This window comes from Pseudomonas peli, from assembly GCF_900099645.1.
Lineage (GTDB): Bacteria > Pseudomonadota > Gammaproteobacteria > Pseudomonadales > Pseudomonadaceae > Aquipseudomonas > Aquipseudomonas peli.
Genome location: NZ_FMTL01000003.1, coordinates 331,086 through 348,985, shown reverse-complemented (window position 1 = coordinate 348,985; position 17,900 = coordinate 331,086). Strand labels below are relative to the sequence as shown.

Here is a 17,900-nt window from a genome sequence, read left to right as displayed (position 1 = left end):
CACTTCAATACCCCGCTGCAGACAACTCCGTCGCGGGTACTGCCTCAAGCTCCAGGGTAAAAGATGCTTGTAATGATTGTGACGCAGCTGGCGGGCCAGCTGAAACCACCAACAACCGCCACGCACGCACCTCACCCTGTGTTCTTGTCCACCCGTCGGCAAAGCTGGCTTGGTAAAGAACCCAAGCGTGGTCTGGTAACCAATACCAGCAACCGCCCTGAGGCGCAGCCTCTCCCGTCAATTCACCGCAATAGTTGTCCTGCTGCCAACGCAACAGGGCAAACGGATTTCTCTTGCGCCAGCTACTGTCCAGAGGACGCCCCTGTGCATGATGCTCGGCACTCAGGCTGGCGAGACTAGAGGCCAGGTACTCACGGGTGGCCTGCTGCGCACGCCGCTCGCTGACCTGGGCAATCTTCCAGGCCAGCGCCAGCAGCACGGCCACCAGCAGTACACCGCCAATAGTCCACACGAGCCGCCGCGCCAGGCGCACGTGCTCTTCCAATTGGTACTCACCCTTCAACGACCACCCTTGGCCGCCGAAGCCAGTTCCCACATCGGCAGAAACACACCCAACGCCAGCACCAGCACCATGATGCCCATGGCCACAATCAGAATAGGCTCGATGGCATCGGCCAGTTGCTTGAGGTCGTAGTCCACTTCCTGCTCGTAGAAATCCGCCACCTCGACAAACAGGTCGTCCAGCGCGCCGGTTTCTTCGCCCACGGCCATCATCTGCAGCACCAACGGGGTAAACAGGCCGCTGGCAGACGCGGTGCGGGTAAGGGCTTCGCCACGCTCAATGCCTTCACGCATGGCCAGAATCGCTTGGCCGATGTAGCGGTTACCCACGCTGGCGCTGTTGATCGACAGGGTCTGCAGCAAGGGCACGCCGGCGCGGTACATCATCGCGAAAGTCCGGGTGAAGCGCGCCAGGGCGATCCGCTCGAAGATGCCGCCAACAATCGGCAGGCGGAGTTTGATCTGGTCCCACTTCAGGGCACCGGCATCGGTCTCGATCCATTTGAAAAAGCCAAACAGGCTGCCACCGAACAGCAGCGCCAGCAGCCACCAGAAATCCTGGAAGAATTGCGAGGTGCCGATCAGGATCTGCGTAGCCCAAGGCAGGTCCGCCTTGAACTGGGCAAACACCTTGGAGAAGGCCGGAATCACGAACAGGTTGATCACTACCAGCGCCACCGCCATGGCCGACAGCACGAACAGCGGATAACGCGTGGCCTGCTTGATGCGCTTGCGGGTTTCGCGCTCCAGTTCCAGATAGACCGACAGCTGGCGGAAAGCCTGATCGAGCTGACCGGTGTTTTCCCCGACGCTGATCATGCTGACAAACAGGGTGTTGAACACCTTGGGATGGGCGTTAAGCGCCACGGCCATGCCCTGCCCGCCTTCCAGATCGCTGCGCACCGCCTGAAGCACTTCGCGCAGGTAAAGGTTGCGACTGGATTCGGCCAGACCACCAATCGCACGGATGATCGGCACGCCAGCCTTGCTCAGGCTGTACATCTGCCGGCAGAAGATAATCAGCTCTTCCAGGTCGACATGTTTGCGCCGCAGGCTTTCCTTGAGCTGGGCGAACACGTCGCTGTCACTCGCCTGTGCCTGCTCCTCGATGGTCAGCGGAGTAATGCGTTCGGCCAACAGTTCACTGGCCAGGCTGTCAGCAGAACCGGCCTCGCGGCTGCCGATGATTTTGCCGCCCTGGGCATCACGACCGGTAAAGCGATACAGGCTCACCGCCCTGCCTCCTGGCGCCATATGCTCGCCATCAGGCCACCCCTTCATCGGTCAGGGTGGCACAGACTTTTAGCACTTCATCCACGCTGGTGACCCCAGCCAAGGCGTAGTCCAGCGCACAGGCGGCGAGCGGCCGGTAGTGGGCACTGGTTTGGGCCGCTTCGGCAAAGCCTTGCGGGTCATTGCGGCGCAGGGCGGCGATCATGCCGTCATCCATTTCCAACAATTCATACACCCCCACGCGACCGGCATAACCGGTGTTGTGGCACTGGTGACACCCGGCGCCACGCTTGAAGCTGCGCCCGAGCAGCGGCGCTTTGTAGAGGTTTTCCAGCCAGACCAGCTGACGGGCATCCGGGGTGTGATCCTGCATGCAGTTCTCGCACACCCGGCGTACCAGGCGCTGGGCCAATACGGCATTCAGCGAGGTGGCGACGAGAAACGGCTCGGCGCCCATGTCGATCAGGCGCATGGCCGAGGTCAGGGCATCGTTGGTGTGCAGGGTCGAGAGCACCAAGTGACCGGTGAGTGCCGCTCGCAGGCCGATTTCGGCAGTTTCCTGGTCACGCATCTCACCGATCAGCACGATGTCCGGATCCTGACGCAGCGCGGCGCGCAGCACGCGGGCAAAGCTCAGGTCGATCTTGGCGTTGACCTGCACCTGGTTGATGCGTGGCAGGCGGTATTCCACCGGGTCTTCCACGGTGATGATCTTTTTCTCCGGACTGTTCAGCTCCGACAGCCCGGCATACAGCGTGGTGGTCTTACCCGAACCCGTCGGCCCGGTCACCAGCACCAGGCCAAACGGGCGTTGCAGCAGGCGACGGAAGCGCACCAGCATGTCGGGCGGCATGCCGCTGGCTTCCAGGGTGGACACCCCGCCGGTTTGATCGAGCAGACGCATGACCACTGACTCGCCGTACTGCACGGGCATGGTCGAGACCCGCACATCGATGTTGTGGCCTTTAACGCGGATATTGAAACGGCCGTCTTGGGGCAGGCGCTTTTCGGAAATATCCAGCCCGGACATGATCTTCAGGCGCATCACCAGGGCCGAAGCCACGCGCGCCTCCTTCATCACCTGCTCATTGAGCACGCCGTCGATGCGCTGACGAATGCGTACCACGCCTTCGTCGGGCTCGATGTGGATGTCCGACGCCTTCATCTGCACGGCGTCTTCAAACAGGGTTTGCAGCAGGCGCACCACCGGCGCTTCGGTGTTGCTGTCAGCGCCGAGTTTGGACAGGTCGAAGTCGCTGTCCTTGAGTTCACCTTCCAGCTCACCGGCAATCGAGGCAATTTCACTGGTGCGCCGGTACACCGTATCCAGCGTCGCCAGCAGCTCGGCCTCACGGACCACCGCCGGGCGCACGCGGACCTTGAGGATGCGGTCCATTTCATCCAGGGCAAACAGGTCGAGCGGGTCGGACATGCCCACCAGCAGGCCATCGCCTTCGCGTGACAACACCAGCGCGCGGAACCGTCGGGCCATGGCCTCCGGCAGTTTTTGCACCAACTCCTGGTCGAACTTGAAGTGTTTGAGATCGATAAACGGGATCTTCATCTGCTCGGACAAGGCGGTGAGCAGGCGCACCTCATCGACAAAGCCCATATCCACTACTGTGCGGCCCAGTTTGGAGCCCGTGCGTTTCTGATCCTGCAGGGCCAGTTGCAGCTGCGCATCGCTGAGCAAACCGGCCTGGATCAGCAGGTCACCGAGGCGCACCTTGCGCTGGCGAACATCATCCTGACTCATCAAAGGCCTCCAAGCGCCTTGGCGCGTTCACTGACGAAGCGTCGAGTGCTGTCGTCCAGGTCTGTGCCCAGGAGGGCCAGACGATAATGGCGGCCAGCTTCGGCCGGTTGATCGAGCTGCTCAAGGGCAATCGCCAGCCCGAGTTGCCAGGTTGACTGGCTGGGCCGCAGGGCGAGCAGACGCCGGTACAAGTCGGCACTGTTTTGCCATTGGTCGGTCTGTTGATAGCTGGCGGCCAGCAACGCAAAGTAAGTCGGTTCCTGTTCGAGGCGCGGCGGGTTCTGCTCCAGCGTCGCCACAGCGCGACGGGTATCACCGGCCTGCAATTGCGCGCGTGCCAGTATCAGGCGTAGCTCACTGTCATCGGGCAGTTGCGCCAGTTGCGCGGGCAGCCAGTCGAGGAGACGCTGCTGATCGTCGGCCGCCAGATAGGCGCGGGCCAACCAGCGCAGCACTTGTGGGTCATGGCCACGGGTGTTCTGCAGGGTTTCAAGCAGGCTGATCGCGCGAGGGTGGTCGCCTGCCTGCAAGGCCTGACGCGCCAAGGTCAGGGTGTCGGGCTGGTACGCGGCAATCTTCACCTGCGGCGCAGCAACGGGTGCTATGGGTTGTACTGCGGGTGGAGGTGGCGAGGCGGCAACAGGCGTCGGTAATGGCGCACTGACCCACGCCGGCAGTGGCGCTTCACTGTGCGCGTTTTCGGCTTCGGCCGGGGGCAGGTTATCCAGTGCCAAAGGGGCATCAATCGCCTCAACAGGCGTATTCAGAGGCACGTCTATCCAAAGCATCCAGCGGTCACCTGCCGCTTCAAGGCGGTCAGACACTGCCAAGCTATTGCCCAGGCCGACCAGCAGGACTTGCACATCCGTACCCGAGTTCTCCACTCGCCAGGAAATGCTCCGGCCATCGCGCTGCAACCGCCCCTGCTGCAGTTCACCGGCCAGCTGGGTATCTTTCAGGCGCAGGCTGACAGCGCCACTTTCTTCGTTACGCTGATAGGCCACGCTGCGATCCAGCAGCAGCTGCAGCACCAAGCCACGGCCATCATGTTGCGGCAGCACGTCGAGTATCTGCACCGGCGACGGTACCGCCGAAGCGGGCGCCACGGGCGGCGTTACGGTGGACACCTCAGGCGCTGCACTGAGCAGCCGATCAACCAACAGGCCAAGTAGGACAGCGAGCACGGCCACCACCGCCAGCACGACAACGCTGCGGCGCAGACGCTCATATCGGTCGCGGCGGGTCACAGCGGTTTCATCCACCGCGTACAGCCCATCCAACTGCAGCCGTTCACTGGGTGCGGCGCGCCGGGTTTCCAGGTCACGCAGCATGTCGTTCACCAGGCTCATAGCAGCCACTCCCGCCAGTGCGCCAGCCAGGGCCACGCGCCCACAACCAACACAATCGACAACACACCGACCAGCATGCCCCACCCCAACCAGGGGGAGCGCCGATGCAGGAAAGGTTGCGCACCTTCAGTATCGCGCCGGGCGCGTTTGACATGGCTGACACGCACCTGCCGCACCCCCTCACCGAAGGCCACCATCAAGGCTTTATGCGCCAGGATATTGAGCAATCGTGGAATACCGCCGCTGCCCTGTACCAAGCACCGCACTGCGGGCATTTCAAACAGCGACTCGCCACGATAGCCGGCCACCGCCAGACGTTCGCTCAAGTAACGGCTGGTGTCTTTGACATCCAACGCACGCAGTTGATAGGAAAAGGTGATGCGCTGGCGCAGCTGACGAAACTCCGGACGCGCCAGGGTCGCATCCAGCTCGGGCTGGCCGAACAGCACCACCTGCAGCAGTTTGGCCCGCTCGGTTTCCAGGTTGGTCAGCAGACGCAGTGCTTCCAGAGTCGCGGTAGGCAGTGCCTGGGCCTCGTCAATCAGTAGCACCGTGCTTTTGCCTGCGGCGGCCAGCTCAATCAGCCGTCGGTGCAAGGCCTCCAGCACCGCCTGGGTATCCAGCTCTTCAATACCTTCAATGCCCAGCTCACGCGCCAAGGCCTGGCGCAAGCCCGTCGGGCTCATGCCCGGATTGGGCAAATAGGCCAGCTGAAAGCGCTCAGCGTCGAGCTCATTGAGCAACGTGCGGCAGAGTAACGTCTTGCCGGTGCCCACTTCCCCTGTGACTTTGATAAACCCTTCACCTTCACCGAGAGCCACGCGCAGCAGGTTGAGGCACGCCTGATAGGGCGCCAGCTGCACCAGAAAACCGGTGTTCGGGGTCAGCGCGAAAGGCTTTTCGTGCAGACCAAAGAAGGCTTCATACATCGGCCTATCTCAGCTCTTTGAAGGTTTGCGCACTCTTGCGCAGCTCATTCAGCCAGACCTCATCACTGACCACCTGCGGCCGCATGAGAATCACCAGCTCGCTCTGCTGCAGTGCTTTGCGCTGCTGCTTGAACAGGTTGCCGACGATCGGCAGGGTGCTGGCCCAGGGAATGCTGGCATCGGTGTTTTCGTTGTTGTTCTGCAGCAGGCCGCCAATCACCACCACCTGGCCACTGCGGGCACGCACGATGGAGTCCGACTGGCGCGTGGTGGACAACGCCAGCGGCAGGTTGAATACATTGTCTTCGCCCAGGGTGATGGTCTTGTTCTGATCACGCACACGGCTGACGGTCGGCCGCACATGCAGGGTCACGGTGTCGTTCTGATCGATCTGCGGCGTAACGTCGAGGGAGATACCGGAGAAGAATGGCGTCAGGGTGATGTCCTGGGTCGGCTCAGTAACCCCGCCCACCGTGGCCGTGGAACCGGTGGAGGAGACGTTGGTGACAAAGAATTCGTCAGTCCCCACCTTGATCACCGCTTTCTGGTTATTCAACGTGGAGATACGCGGGCTAGAGAGCACACGTACCTCACCTTGCGTCTCCAGCAACTCGATCAGCCCGGTGAAATCCCCCAGGGTCAGGGCAATGCCGAATACACCATTGACCCCAGTTGGGCCACTCAGCGCCGCAGCCCCCAGGTTACTGCTGACATCGCCACCAATCTGGTCCCAGCTGATGCCGGCCTGGAAGCCGTCGGAGAGCTGCACCTCGAGGATCTTGGTCTCCAGAATCACCTGCCGCTGCAGGTTGATCTGCGCCTGCTCAAGAAAGCGCGCGACGTTTTCCTGAGCAGCGCTGTGCGCCCGCACCACCAGCAGACTGGCCTGCGGATTGACCATCACGCTGCTGTTGCTGTCACCCGCCACGATCATTTCCACCACCTGGCGCACTTCATTCCAGAAGTCGACATTGCTGGAAGTGCTGACCTGGCTGGCGTTGAGGGTGGTCACAGTATTGCTGTTGCCGCTGGTGTTGGTGCTGTTGCTGACGCCGCTGCCCGCGTTGTTGTTACTGGTGCTTTCCACCTGCCCGGAGCTGACCCGTGTATCGGTCTGGCCGATACGCTGCAGGTTGAGGTAGTTGATGTCGTAACTGCGGGTAATCACCTGATTGGGCAGGATCTGGTAGCCATAGCTGGTACGGCGGAAGTCATAACCGTAACTGTCGCGCACCGCTGCGAGCACTTCATCGAGGGTGACGCGGCGCAGACTGAAGGTAATGGTGCCGCTCACGTCCGGATGCACCACCAGGTTCTGCCCAGCACCCTCCATCAGGCTGAGAAAGAACTCACGCGCCGGCATGTCCTTGGCCGCCACATCAAAGCGCGGGCCACTGCTGAAGCCGCTGCCCAGCGGCGGGATCAACGCGGCCTGCACGGCCAGCGGCGGCATCACCTTGGGGGCGGCCTGAGCCTGCTTGAGGCTGTCATCCAGCAACTTGCCGCTCTGCTCATAGAGTTGCGCGTCACCATCCTTGAAGGTCTGGCAGGCCACAAGCAGACAGCTCAGGCTCAACAGACAGACACTGGGCAAAAATCTGATCATGGGCATCATCGGCTCGGTTGCATAACGGGTTCAGCCAGGCGCAGCAGCTGTTGCTGGCCCTGGCGCTCAATCAATACGGACTGCGCATGGATGGCCAGCACCCGGGCATCGGCATAGCGCTCGCCGACTCGCAGGTTCTGTCCACCAATCACTGCGCGGCTGCCCTGGGCACCACGCACGATGGCTTGCAATATCAGCGGGCTGTCGCCACTGGCCGCGGCGGCAGGCAACAGCTCGCGCGGTGGCTGGGTCGGGTCGATACCCACATTGTCGGCCAGCGCCGCACTGCTCAATAGCAGACTCAGTAACAGGACTTTAGACACCGACCCACCCCGCATGCCGACTCAATGTGTAGAGTTTCAGACGGATGCTGGCCTTGCTCGGGCCCGCCTCGCCAACCTGATAATCCAGGCTGTCCCAGTTGAGTTGCCAACCGCTGGCGTGCACTGCTTGCAGGTAGTTCAACAGGTCGAAATAACCACCTTCCAGCTGCAGCTCCAAGCCATGTTTATAGAGTGTCACCGCTGGGGTAGGCGGCGCTTTGTCAGCGCTTACCGGCGCCGCAGCCGGCTCGGCAGGAGCCAACTGTACCGGCTCACTGAAACTACTCATGCCCAGCACACGCAGCTGCGGTTGTTTGCGCAGCAGCTCTTGCAGCACCGTTTGCATTTTCTGCGGGGTGATCAGCTCTGCGGTGTGCTGATCAATCTGCTGGATGAGCCCATCACGATTCGCCGCTGCAGCGCTGAGGGCGTTGAGGTATTGCCGATTAGGATCAGCCTCTGTGCGTCGCTGCAATTCCAACCGAGCACTCTCGGCCTCAGCACGACGACCTTCGGCCACTTGCCAATCACTCTGCTGCTTGGCCAGGCGCATGCTCAACGGGTCGCCGATCAACAGCACATAGAGCACTCCGAGAAGGCCCAGCGCCACACCGTACGTCAGCCAGCGCTCGCGCGCGGCCATACCCTGCCAGCGCTGCAGCCACTTATTCATCGCCGGCCTCCTTATCCTTCAGCTGGGACGAGAGGTCAAAATGCAGCAGTTGATCGTCACCGCGCTGCACATCGAAACGCGCGAACTCACGCCCGCTGAATACGGCACTCTGCCCCAGACGCTGCAAGTACGCCGGCAGCAACTCCTGGTCCTGGCTACGCCCCTGCAGACGAATATGCCGCCCCCCCTCGTGCAGGCTGATGCCGTTCAGCCACAAACCACTTGAGGGATGTTGCTCGGTCAGCGCCGCCAACGGTGCAACAAATCCGGCACTGCGTTGGCTGCCAAGCAGCTGCAAGTAAGCGACCAGTCGCTGCAACTCACGGTTGCCCTGCTCGCGCGCAGCCAGCTCCTCGGGTAATCGCTCATCCAGCGTTGGCTCGATAAAACTGCCAAGAGCCGATGCCAATTGGGCCTCTTCTTGCTGTGCTTGCAGCTGCTTCTCGGCCAGACGCTGTGCGCCGTGATGCAGCTGCCAAGCCTGCCAACTGGCATGGCCTAGGCACAGCAACAACACGACGCCTAAGCCCAGCAACATCTGCGCGGGACGCGGTCCACTCTGTTGTGTACGTTCAAGCTGATACAGGTTGAGGTTTTGCATCAGCCAACCTCCTGCCGCAGCGCCGCACCTACGGCGCCCATGCAATAGGCTTGCTCCTGCTCGGATAATTCTGCGCTGGCTTGGCCCGGAAACAGCTCACGCAAATCCAGTGCCTGCAGCTTAACCGCCAAGCCGTTGGACAAGGCTTGCAGGGCTGCGGCGCCATTGCGCTTCATGGGCAACAGCAGCAGCCGGTTGATGTACCCCTTACCGAGCTGACTTTCGTAGTAATCGAGCGAACGCTGAATCTCCAGGGTCATCGCTGAGAACTCCGGGTCTGCCTGGTCGAGGCCCTGCTCGATGCGCCGCGCCATATATAAATCGGCGCCATGCTGAACAGCGATCAGCCCTTCACTGGAGCGTAAACGCAGCAGCGCCAGGCTCATGCCCTCGCTGCCAGCAAGCACGCCCAGATTGCGGAACGCCATTTCGGTGACATCAATGCTGCCCAGGCGCAGACCCGCCTCGTTGCACATGGCCCCCAAGGCGTGCATCCGCGCCTTATTCAGGACGGCGCAATAAGCCATACGTGAGCGTCCACGGTAGGCATCTTCGGGCAGATTGAACGCATCGACGACGACGTTCTCAAGCGGCTCACTGATCAGCTCCTTGACTCGCCAACGCATCGCATCACGCAATTCAGTGGCAGGTACATCAGGACTGTCGAGCAGCAGCATCTGGTAAGTCGCAGGGTGCAACAGCAGGTTGACCGGCATGCCGGCAAAGCCCAGCTCATTGACCAAGCGTTTGAGCAAGGCAGGCTGTTCAACACTTGTGGCCTCATGGAATTGGCATTCCAGCAGGCGCGGCGGCTGGCCGGGCTCACGTAGCACGCGTGCCAGTGCAATACCTTCAGGACTGGTTTCGATGCCCAGCAAACCATTGGCGACTTTTATCTTTCTTTTAGCAAACCACGCCAACTGTAATCCCCACCACCCATAGCGACCTAGGCAATCCTGCCGGCCGCACAGTTTAGAATAGCTGTTCAGGCGCGCCCCTGATGCTGATCAATGCCTCTGCTGCAACGCCTGGAACTGTGCCTCGACTGCCCCTCACCCAAACATATGAAATCAACACCTTCGCCAGCCATATAGCAACGCCAGTTGCTAAACAACGCTGCACAGCCACGCGACATCAAAAGGCCATACATTAGTTGAAGACTGTATAACACAAAGCATAGGCCTCGACCCCGTGCTGCGCCCATCCCCGCCAAGGCCTTCGCCATGAACGCGGCGGGAAATGCGCCAAAGCAATGCACATCCACCACCCCGATGCACAGCTATGATTCATCCCCGCCAGCCCTAGCTGTCATCGGCAACAACGGCCGCCAGACTCTGAGCCTCTATTTACTAGGCCTGTAGCCAACGTAATAAAACTGGCACACAGCCTGCATAGACTCAAGCAATCCCAGTTTTGGGGACCTTGGTACAGGCAGGCCGGGGATTCCCCTCTTTTATTGCTCCATCAGGCTGACCACCAGCCGCCAGCGCCCGTCCACCTCTTCAGCGTGCCATTCACTGCGCAAAGGACGGGCCGCCACCACCTTCAAGACCAAATCCCTTCGCTCACGCTGCAAACGCCAGTTGGCCAAGCGCCCCTGTACTTCTAACTGGCCTTGCTGCTCGCGCCCAAAACTCTGCAAGCGCAGGATCACCACACCGCCCACATGCTCCTCATGCGGCACCGGCTCAACGTTGAACCAGAACTCCAGCCGCTGCTCCAGCACGTCAACACGCTCAAGCCACAATGGGTCAGGCTGGAACATCCGGCCAATCATCAAACCAATCAAAAATCCAAACACACCCAATGAAGCAATTACCCGCACCCACGGACGGGGGCGCGGGTCTGTAGAATGCTGCTCGTCTTCAAGCTCGGAGCCGCGCATGTTTCACGTCATCCTTTTTCAACCGGAAATACCGCCCAATACCGGCAACATTATCAGGCTCTGCGCCAACAGCGGCTGCCACCTGCACCTGATCGAGCCGCTGGGCTTCGAACTGGATGACAAACGCCTGCGCCGCGCCGGGCTGGATTATCACGAATACGCCACCCTGCAGCGCCACGCCGACCTGGCCAGCTGCCTGGCAAGTATCGGTCAGCCGCGCGTGTTCGCCTTTACCACCAAGGGCTCGCAGGCATTCCACGACGTTAGCTACCAGCCTGGCGATGCTTTCCTGTTTGGCCCGGAAAGCCGCGGCCTGCCTCAGGAGATTCGCGACAGCCTGCCGCCTGAACAACGCCTGCGCCTGCCGATGCGCGAAGGCTGCCGTAGCCTGAACCTGTCCAATACCGTCGCCGTGGCCGTCTATGAAGCCTGGCGTCAGCAGGGATTTGCCGACGCCCAGTAACGCGTATAAAAAATTGCCGGGAGCAATTTTTAACGTCGCGGAGCGACGGCCCGCAGGGTAGCCGCCAAGGATGGCAGGCCATAAAAAAACGCCCCGTAGGGCGTTTTTTGTTGCAACCGCAAACCTTAGTGCGCGGTGGCCGCTTCGCCGGCTTGCTGCATGCGCTGCAGCTCCTGAGCGTAGAGGGCGTCGAAATTCACCGGCGCCAGCATCAACGCCGGGAACGAGCCACGCACAACCAGGCTGTCCAGAGTTTCGCGGGCATACGGGAAGAGGATGTTCGGGCAGAACGCACCCAGGGTATGGCTCATGGACGCCGCATCCAGCCCCTTGATCAGGAAGATGCCGGCCTGCTGAACTTCAGCGATAAAGGCGGTTTCTTCGCCAGTTTTCACGGTTACCGAGAGGGTCAGCACCACTTCGTGGAAGTCGCCATCCAGCGCCTTCTGACGGGTGTTGAGGTCCATGGCAACGCTAGGCGCCCACTCCTGACGGAAAATTTCCGGGCTCTTCGGCGCTTCGAAGGACAGGTCACGTACATAGATACGCTGCAGGGAGAACTGTGGATTTTGTTCGCCCTGAGCGGCGCCGTTGCTAGCTTGTTCTGTCATGGCAAAGCCTTCTTGTCGTTAGGTACGGGTAAACAGGGAATTAAGCCTTGAGCAGCGCGTCGAGCTTGCCCGCGCGCTCCAGGGCGTAAAGATCATCGCAACCACCCACATGGGTGTCGCCGATCCAGATCTGCGGCACCGAGGTCTGGCGCGCCTTGCGGGTCATTTCAGCACGCACATCCGGTTTGCCATCAACCTTAATCTCGTTAAAGGCCACGCCTTTGTGCGTCAGCAGTTGTTTGGCGCGGATGCAGTACGGGCACCAATCGCTGGAATAGATGACGACAGGCTGCATCTCACTTCACCAATGGCAGGTTGTCGCCACGCCAGCTGGCAATCCCGCCAGACAGCTTGGCCGCGGTGAAGCCGGCCTTTTTCAGGTCACGGCAAACGCCGCCGCTGTGCTGGCCCATGGCATCAACCACGATGATGGTTTTGGCCTTGTGTTTGTCCAGCTCAACCATACGAGCGGCGAATTTTTCGAACGGAATATTCAGTGCACCGACGATATGCCCAGCGGAAAAGTCCTTCTGCCCGCGGATATCCAACACCACGCCCTGCTCGCTGTTGACCAGGGCAGTCAGCTCGCGACTGCTCAGGCTCTGTCCGCCCTTGCGCGCTTCGGTAAAGATCAGCAGCGCGAGCAGAGTTGCGAACAAACCGCTCAGGACATAGTGGGTAGTGGCAAATTCAATCAAGTTGGCAAGCATTGTGCGGTTCCGGGGCGGTAAAATGTCGGCCAGTATACACAGCCGCACAGGTCGGCCAAACCCCGCCCGGCGGTGACGTTTTCCATACTTGGCCGTAAAATGCCCAGCCTTGTTTCCCGCCCATCGACCCAGAGCGAACCAGCTTTATGAGCGCTACGCCCAAACCCCTGGTACTGATCATCCTCGATGGCTTCGGCCACAGTGACAGCCCCGAATCCAACGCCATCATGGCCGCCAACACGCCGGTCTATGACCACCTGCGCGCCACCCAGCCCCACGGCCTGATCTCGGGTTCAGGCATGGATGTCGGCCTGCCAGACGGGCAAATGGGCAATTCCGAGGTCGGCCACATGAACCTCGGTGCCGGTCGCGTGGTGTATCAAGACTTCACCCGAGTGACCAAAGCCATTCGTGATGGCGAGTTCTTCACCAATCCAACCATCACCACTGCCGTCGATAAAGCCATCAGCGCTGGCAAAGCCGTGCATATCCTCGGGCTGCTCTCCGATGGCGGCGTACACAGCCACCAGGATCATCTGGTGGCCATGGCCGAACTCGCCGTTCAGCGCGGTGCCGAAAAAATCTACCTGCACGCCTTCCTCGACGGCCGTGACACCCCACCGAAAAGCGCACAGCCGTCCATTGAACTGCTTGACGCCACCTTCGCCAAACTCGGCAAGGGCCGCATCGCCAGCCTCAGCGGCCGCTACTTCGCGATGGACCGCGACAACCGCTGGGACCGCGTCGAGCAGGCCTACGGGTTGCTGGTCGACGGTCACGGCCAGTTCAACGCTGCCACTGCAGTGGAAGGCCTGAATGCTGCCTACGAGCGTGGCGAAAGCGATGAATTCGTCAAAGCAACGACCATTGGCGAGCCCGTGCGGATGGAAGACGGCGACGCCTTAGTCTTTATGAACTTCCGCGCCGACCGCGCACGCGAGCTGACCCGCGCCTTTGTCGAGCCGGGCTTCAAAGAGTTCGAGCGCCCGCGCGTGCCGCAACTGGCCGGCTTCGTCATGCTCACCCAGTACGCCGCAAGCATCCCGACGCCCAGCGCCTACAAGCCGGAAGCCCTGACCAACGTACTCGGCGAATACCTGGCGAATAACGGCAAGACCCAACTGCGCATCGCCGAAACCGAAAAATATGCCCACGTCACCTTCTTCTTCTCCGGCGGTCGTGAAGAGCCCTTTGCCGGTGAAGAGCGCATCCTGATCCCGTCACCGAACGTCGCCACCTATGACCTGCAGCCGCAGATGAGCGCGCCGGAAGTTACCGACAAGATCGTCGATGCCATCGAAAACCAGCGTTATGACGTGATCATCGTCAACTACGCCAACGGCGACATGGTCGGCCACACCGGCGTGTTTTCCGCTGCCGTGGCCGCCGTGGAGTGCCTGGACGGCTGCGTCGGCCGCATCGTCGCCGCGCTGGATAAAGTCGGCGGCGAAGCGCTGATCACTGCCGACCACGGAAACGTCGAGCAGATGGCGGATGAAAGCACCGGCCAGGCGCACACCGCACACACCTGCGAGCCCGTGCCCTTCATCTATGTTGGCAAACGCCCGGCGACAATCCGTTCAGGCGGTGTACTGGCCGACGTGGCCCCGACCCTGCTGACGCTGATGGGTTTGCCAGTACCCACGGAAATGACCGGCACCAGCATCGTTGAGCTGAACTAAGCAACTGCCCGCAGCCAGGTGCAATGCCTGGCCTGCGGGCCGTCGCAACGTGACGTTAACCATGGCTCCCGGCCATTTTTTAGGCATACTAGGCGCGTTCTTAATTCAGGTGCCGCCCGCCCCATGTTTCGTGCCCTCGCCGTTATTTTCCTGACCCTCCTGCTGACGCCTGCGATCGCCGACGAGAAGAGCGATGCGCAGAAGCAACTGGATGCCGCGCGCGCCGATGTCGCCGAGCTGAAGCAACTGCTGGAGAAGCTGCAGCAGGAAAAATCCGGCGTGCAGAAAGATCTGAAGAAAACCGAAAGCGAGATGGGCCAGCTGGAGAAGCAGGTCAAAGGCCTGCAGCAGGACCTGAAGAAGAGCGAAGAGGAAATCCAGCGCCTCGATACCGAGAAAAAAAAACTTGAGGGCGCGCGCCTTGAACAGCAACGCCTGATCGGCATCCAGGCCCGCGCCGCTTACCAGAGCGGGCGCCAGGAGTACGTCAAGCTGCTCCTCAACCAGCAGAACCCAGAAAAGTTCTCACGCACCCTGACCTACTACGACTACCTCAGCGAAGCGCGCATGGAACAACTTGCGACCTTCAATGAAACCCTGCGCCAGCTGGCTAACGTCGAGCAGGATATCGCCAACCAGCAGAACCAGTTACTGGAGCAGAAAAGTGCCCTGGATGGCCGCCGCGAACAGCTCGCCAGCGTGCGCAAAGAGCGTCAACTGGCGTTGGCCAAACTGAACAAGGAGTTTTCCGCCCGCGACCAGAAGCTCAAGGCGCGCGAGCAGGAACAAGCCAACCTGACCCGCGTGCTGAAAACCATTGAAGAAACCCTTGCCCGCCAGGCCCGTGAAGCTGAAGCCGCGCGTCAACAAGCCCTGCTCGCCGAACGTGAACAATCGCGCAACAGCTCTAATACCGTACCGACAGGTCCACTGGTAAGTTCTGGCGCCAGCTTCGGCGGCCCATTTGCCAAAGCCCGCGGCAAATTGCCCTGGCCGGTAAACGGTCGCCTGGTGGCTCGCTACGGCACACCGCGTGGCGGCGATGCCCGTACCAAATGGGACGGTGTGCTGATCGGCGCTTCCGCTGGCAGCCAGGTTCATGCCGTGCATGGCGGGCGCGTGGTGTTTGCCGACTGGTTGCGTGGCGCCGGGCTTCTGGTCATTCTCGACCATGGCAACGGCTACCTGAGCCTCTATGGGCATAACCAGAGCCTGCTCAAAGACGCCGGGGATGTGGTCAAAGCCGGCGAAGCCATCGCTACCGTTGGCAACAGCGGTGGCCAGGAAACCTCAGCACTGTATTTCGCAATTCGCCAGCAGGGCCGCCCGATTGACCCCGCTCAATGGTGCCGCGCACAAGGATAAGTGCTGCGATTACCGATTCAGGACAGGAGTAAGTTCGACATGCCGCATCTGTTCCGCCTCACCGCCCTCGCGCTGGCTGTTACCCTGCTGGGTAGCACTGCCGCCTTTGCCGCGCCAGCCGAAGTACCGGCCACCGCCAACGACAGCGCGCCACTGCCGCTGGACGACCTGCGCACCTTTGCCGAGGTGATGGATCGCATCAAGTCCGCCTATGTTGAGCCGGTCACGGACAAAACCCTGCTGGAAAACGCGATCAAGGGCATGCTCAGCAACCTTGACCCGCACTCGGCTTACCTGGAGCCGGAAGCCTTCCGCGACTTGCAGGAGAGCACCAGCGGCGAATTCGGCGGCCTGGGCATTGAGCTCGGCACCGAGGATGGCTTCCTCAAGGTGGTCTCGCCGATTGATGACACCCCAGCCTCTGCGGCCGGCATCCAACCAGGCGACCTGATCGTGAAGATCGACGGCCAGCCAACCAAGGGCCTATCGCTGATGGAAGCCGTGGAGAAGATGCGCGGCAAAGCTGGCAGTGACATCGAACTGACCTTAGTGCGTGAAGGCGGCAAGCCCTTCGATGTTGAACTGACACGCGCCGTGATCAAGGTCAGAAGCGTGAAGAGCCAGCTGCTTGACGATGGCTACGGCTACATACGCATCACCCAATTCCAGGTCAACAGCGGCGAAGAAGTCGGCAAGGCCCTGGCTAAACTGCGCAAAGACAACGGCAAGAAGCTGCGCGGCCTGGTGCTCGACCTGCGCAACAACCCCGGCGGCGTGCTGCAGGCGGCCGTGGAAGTCACCGACCACTTCCTCAAGAAAGGCCTGATCGTCTACACCGAAGGACGCATCGCCAACTCCGAACTGCGCTTCAATGCCGACCCAGCCGACGCCAGCGAAGGCGTGCCCCTGGTCGTGCTGATCAACGGTGGCAGCGCCTCGGCCTCCGAAATCGTCGCCGGTGCCCTGCAGGATCACAAGCGTGGCGTGCTGATGGGCACTGATAGCTTCGGCAAGGGCTCGGTACAGACCGTGCTGCCACTGAACAATGACCGCGCCCTGAAGCTCACCACGGCGTTGTACTTCACGCCTAACGGCCGCTCGATTCAGGCTCAAGGCATCGTGCCGGACATCGAAGTGGCGCGCGCCAAGCTGACCCGCGAACAGGGCGACGAAACCATCAAGGAAGCCGACCTGCAAGGTCACCTGGGCAATGGCAACGGCGGCGCCGATAAGCCAAGCAAAGGCAAGACCAGCGCGCCGATACGCCCACAGGATGACGACTACCAGCTCAGCCAAGCCCTCAACCTGCTCAAGGGCCTGAGCGTCACCCGCGGCGACTAGGTTTCACCTGTAGAGACACAGCGCTAAAAAAAGCCCGACTTTGATTACTCAAGGTCGGGCTTTTTAATAACGCCTGCGACTACAGGTAGTTATTGGTCATCTCGTCAATAAAGCCTTCGGCGCGCAGTTCATCCAATGCTTTCTGCAGACGCTGCACCACCTCATCCGGGGTGTCCTTGTTAAGCGCCAGGTACAGCTCAGCCTCGTTAAAGCGCAGCGCGGTATTCAGACCACTGACGCCCTCCTGCTTGGCCAGATAGCGCCCCACGGGATCAGTGGTAGCCCACAGGTCGATCTTGCCGCTGAGCAGCTTCTTGATGTTCTCCTGATCACGCAGCGCATTGACCGGACTCAGCCCCTGGCTTTCCAGATGCTGGCTAACCGCGTCATTTTTGTAGGCGCCAATTTGATACTGCGCTGCATCTTTGAGGCTAGCGACACTGACGTTATTACCCGGCGCCGCCAGCAGCACCCAACCGGTTTTAGCCAATGGCCCCACCCACTTGAACAGAGGCTGACGTTCAGCAGTGAACGTGGTGGAGAACAAGCCGTAGTTGGGTTTGTCCAAGGTCAGGCGGTACAAGCGGTCCCAAGGGAAGCGCAGGGTCAGCGTGTAGTTGATGCCGGCACGCTTGAACATCGCCCGGATAATCTCGGCACTGATGCCGTCGATACCGTCATCACGGGCAAAGTTCTTGTCATCCACCGCCATGTTGAACGGCGGGAAGTTCTCGGTCAGCAACACCACTTTGTAATCGGCTGGAAGCTCTGCACGGGCAGCACAGGCACTCAGGACAAGCCCGAACAACAGGCTGGCTTTCAGGGTTTTCAACATAGGTCATTCCGCTCGC

General features: G+C 60.9%; 19 protein-coding genes. 4 read left to right on the top strand and 15 right to left on the bottom strand.

Annotated elements, in window-relative coordinates:
• Positions 1-4: 4 nt before the first annotated feature.
• The 11 genes from BLO50_RS16225 to BLO50_RS16175 all read right to left on the bottom strand — a co-directional run bounded on the left by BLO50_RS16225 (position 5) and on the right by BLO50_RS16175 (position 10,877).
• Positions 5-505 carry a hypothetical protein gene (locus BLO50_RS16225; protein ID WP_143003834.1) on the bottom strand — a complete coding sequence of 167 codons (501 nt, stop codon included), beginning with the start codon at positions 503-505 and terminating at the stop codon, positions 5-7.
• Positions 506-519: 14 nt separating this feature from the next.
• Positions 520-1,755 carry a type II secretion system F family protein gene (locus tag BLO50_RS16220; protein ID WP_090254791.1) on the bottom strand — a complete coding sequence of 412 codons (1,236 nt, stop codon included), beginning with the start codon at positions 1,753-1,755 and terminating at the stop codon, positions 520-522.
• A gap of 31 nt (positions 1,756-1,786) precedes the next feature.
• Positions 1,787-3,511 (bottom strand): GspE/PulE family protein, encoded by a 1,725-nt coding sequence (locus BLO50_RS16215; RefSeq protein ID WP_090254789.1) that lies wholly within the window; start codon positions 3,509-3,511, stop codon positions 1,787-1,789.
• Positions 3,511-4,860, bottom strand: a complete 1,350-nt coding sequence (locus BLO50_RS16210) for a tetratricopeptide repeat protein (RefSeq protein ID WP_090254787.1) — start codon at positions 4,858-4,860, stop codon at positions 3,511-3,513. Before BLO50_RS16210 ends, BLO50_RS16215 begins: the two co-directional genes overlap by 1 nt.
• Positions 4,857-5,789 carry an ExeA family protein gene (locus BLO50_RS16205; protein ID WP_090254785.1) on the bottom strand — a complete coding sequence of 311 codons (933 nt, stop codon included), beginning with the start codon at positions 5,787-5,789 and terminating at the stop codon, positions 4,857-4,859. The genes BLO50_RS16210 and BLO50_RS16205 overlap by 4 nt, the downstream gene beginning before the upstream one ends.
• Positions 5,790-5,793: 4 nt before the next feature.
• Positions 5,794-7,395, bottom strand: a complete 1,602-nt coding sequence (locus BLO50_RS16200) for a pilus (MSHA type) biogenesis protein MshL (protein WP_241693803.1) — start codon at positions 7,393-7,395, stop codon at positions 5,794-5,796.
• Between the two features lie 5 nt (positions 7,396-7,400).
• Entirely contained in the window at positions 7,401-7,718 is a 318-nt protein-coding gene (locus BLO50_RS16195) for a Type II secretory pathway component (protein WP_244152899.1), read from the bottom strand.
• On the bottom strand, positions 7,711-8,391 hold the full coding sequence (locus BLO50_RS16190; RefSeq protein WP_090254779.1) for a type II secretion system protein GspM: 681 nt from the start codon (positions 8,389-8,391) through the stop codon (positions 7,711-7,713). Before BLO50_RS16190 ends, BLO50_RS16195 begins: the two co-directional genes overlap by 8 nt.
• Positions 8,384-8,992, bottom strand: coding sequence for a PilN domain-containing protein (locus BLO50_RS16185; RefSeq protein ID WP_090254777.1), 609 nt, complete (start codon positions 8,990-8,992; stop codon positions 8,384-8,386). The genes BLO50_RS16190 and BLO50_RS16185 overlap by 8 nt, the downstream gene beginning before the upstream one ends.
• On the bottom strand, positions 8,992-9,912 hold the full coding sequence (locus BLO50_RS16180) for a type IV pilus biogenesis protein PilM (protein ID WP_090254774.1): 921 nt from the start codon (positions 9,910-9,912) through the stop codon (positions 8,992-8,994). Before BLO50_RS16180 ends, BLO50_RS16185 begins: the two co-directional genes overlap by 1 nt.
• 533 nt (positions 9,913-10,445) lie before the next feature.
• Complete coding sequence (locus BLO50_RS16175; RefSeq protein WP_090254771.1) at positions 10,446-10,877, bottom strand: hypothetical protein; 432 nt, start codon at positions 10,875-10,877, stop codon at positions 10,446-10,448.
• Between BLO50_RS16175 and trmL the strand changes: the two genes are divergently transcribed.
• Entirely contained in the window at positions 10,876-11,340 is a 465-nt protein-coding gene (trmL, locus tag BLO50_RS16170; protein WP_090254769.1) for a tRNA (uridine(34)/cytosine(34)/5-carboxymethylaminomethyluridine(34)-2'-O)-methyltransferase TrmL, read from the top strand. The genes BLO50_RS16175 and trmL overlap by 2 nt on opposite strands.
• Positions 11,341-11,465: 125 nt before the next feature.
• Here trmL and secB read toward each other — a convergent pair whose 3' ends face one another.
• Genes secB through BLO50_RS16155 form a run of 3 tightly spaced genes read right to left on the bottom strand, consistent with a single transcriptional unit; the run spans position 11,466 to position 12,661 of the window.
• The gene (gene secB, locus BLO50_RS16165; protein ID WP_090254767.1) at positions 11,466-11,951 is read right to left on the bottom strand and encodes a protein-export chaperone SecB; all 486 of its coding nucleotides are present in this window, start codon (positions 11,949-11,951) and stop codon (positions 11,466-11,468) included.
• Between the two features lie 40 nt (positions 11,952-11,991).
• On the bottom strand, positions 11,992-12,246 hold the full coding sequence (gene grxC, locus BLO50_RS16160; RefSeq protein WP_090254765.1) for a glutaredoxin 3: 255 nt from the start codon (positions 12,244-12,246) through the stop codon (positions 11,992-11,994).
• A gap of 1 nt (position 12,247) precedes the next feature.
• A complete protein-coding gene (locus BLO50_RS16155) occupies positions 12,248-12,661 on the bottom strand; it encodes a rhodanese-like domain-containing protein (RefSeq protein WP_090254763.1) in 414 nt (137 codons plus the stop codon).
• Between the two features lie 146 nt (positions 12,662-12,807).
• Between BLO50_RS16155 and gpmI the strand changes: the two genes are divergently transcribed.
• The 3 genes from gpmI (at position 12,808) to BLO50_RS16140 (ending at position 17,049) form a co-directional block, all read left to right on the top strand.
• Positions 12,808-14,343: a 2,3-bisphosphoglycerate-independent phosphoglycerate mutase gene (gene gpmI / locus BLO50_RS16150; RefSeq protein WP_090254760.1), complete on the top strand. Its 1,536-nt coding sequence runs from the start codon at positions 12,808-12,810 to the stop codon at positions 14,341-14,343.
• Positions 14,344-14,466: 123 nt separating this feature from the next.
• Positions 14,467-15,708, top strand: a complete 1,242-nt coding sequence (locus BLO50_RS16145) for a murein hydrolase activator EnvC family protein (protein ID WP_090254758.1) — start codon at positions 14,467-14,469, stop codon at positions 15,706-15,708.
• 39 nt (positions 15,709-15,747) lie between these two features.
• The gene (locus BLO50_RS16140; protein WP_090254756.1) at positions 15,748-17,049 is read left to right on the top strand and encodes a S41 family peptidase; all 1,302 of its coding nucleotides are present in this window, start codon (positions 15,748-15,750) and stop codon (positions 17,047-17,049) included.
• 79 nt (positions 17,050-17,128) lie between these two features.
• On the opposite strand, the gene BLO50_RS16135 is transcribed toward BLO50_RS16140, so the two are convergent.
• A complete protein-coding gene (locus BLO50_RS16135) occupies positions 17,129-17,884 on the bottom strand; it encodes a substrate-binding periplasmic protein (RefSeq protein ID WP_090254754.1) in 756 nt (251 codons plus the stop codon).
• Positions 17,885-17,900: the final 16 nt, after the last annotated feature.